Source organism: Desulfosporosinus sp. I2 (assembly GCF_000960765.1).
Taxonomy (GTDB): Bacteria; Bacillota; Desulfitobacteriia; order Desulfitobacteriales; family Desulfitobacteriaceae; genus Desulfosporosinus.
On sequence record NZ_JYNH01000303.1, the window covers coordinates 1 to 722 of the forward strand.

A 722-nucleotide genomic window follows, 5' to 3' on the forward strand; every position below is an offset into this window, starting at 1 on the left:
AAAATGTCCTTAATGCTCAGTCTCATGCAGTTTTGACGGTTATTCAGTAATCCCTAATTTACGTATCCTGCTGTCGTGACTTAGCCTTTAGGTCCTACAACTAAGATTTCGTCAGTATAAACTCCCTGTCACCATATGATGACAAGGAGTTTATACACAAACAAATTATGTTATTGTTTAATTAAGTAATATGCCGAAACATATCCACCATTACCTATATATGCCCACTCATTTGAGTCAACACTATAACAATAAACACTATCCCCATACAGTACGGTACCAATATTAGAATAGTTGCTACCTGGGCCGGATCTCACGATCATGGAAGGTTGTGCTGTCACAATTGCCCAACCTACATATCCTGGAGGTGGTGGATTTGGCGATGGATATAGTGGGCTTACTTTAGCTGCGCTAACTGAAGTAGAAGTAGAAGTAGAAGTTGAAGTTGAAGTTGAAGTTGAAGTTGAAGGCGTTGCTGCAAAAGCAGTTGCACTAAAAACAAGTGTTAAACATACAGCTAAACCGATACTTACTAGACGTTTGATTTTCATAAACAAACCCCCTCTCAAATTCTTGAAAATACTATCAGCATTCGTTGAGTCTTATATGGTCCAAGACTTTACTTAAACAATCGATCTTGAATTGCTCCTTCAAAGAGTTTCAGGGATAAGAAAGTAAAACAAAATTCCTCCCTCGCATAAATCTCCCTTCACAATTATCTC

General features: G+C 38.1%; 1 protein-coding gene. It reads left to right on the plus strand.

Annotated features, from left to right (window positions below; translation table 11 throughout):
- Nucleotides 1-321 precede the first annotated feature (321 nt).
- A complete protein-coding gene (locus tag UF75_RS30620) occupies nucleotides 322-627 on the plus strand; it encodes a hypothetical protein (protein WP_045577370.1) in 306 nt (101 codons plus the stop codon).
- The last annotated feature ends 95 nt before the right edge of the window (nucleotides 628-722 follow it).